Here is a 362-nt window from a genome sequence, read left to right as displayed (position 1 = left end):
CGCTCGCACCGCGCGACGACGCGGCGCGCGGCGCGAGCCTCGGCGTGCACTGGGCCGAGTCGCTGCGGCAGTTTGCGCTGGCCGCGCTGGCCCGCCCGGCCGGCGTGGGCCGCGCCGCGCGACCCGGGGGCGTCTCGGCGCTGCAAGCGTGGCTCGCGGCGTACAGCCTGCGGCAACTGGCGCTGGGCGAGCGCGCACCGACCGACCAGCGTGGCTGGGAACGGCTGTGGCTGCGCGCGCTGCGGGCATGGCAGCCTGACCATCGCCCGTCGCGCCGCCCGGCGGCTTCAGTGGCTTCAGCGGCTGCAGCGGTTTCATCTGCGCCCATCCAGGCCGTTCCAGGCCCTCAGGCTGTCCAGGCC

General features: G+C 77.3%; 1 protein-coding gene. It reads left to right on the top strand.

Going from position 1 to position 362, the window contains the following annotated elements:
- The coding region (locus AC1DBD_RS18000; protein WP_476982755.1) for a hypothetical protein at window positions 1–362 on the top strand (362 nt) is incomplete at both ends.

This window comes from Arthrobacter sp. 10T419, assembly GCF_056394105.1.
The sequence above is the reverse complement of the archived record's forward strand: the minus strand, read 5'-3'. Positions and strand labels throughout refer to the sequence as shown.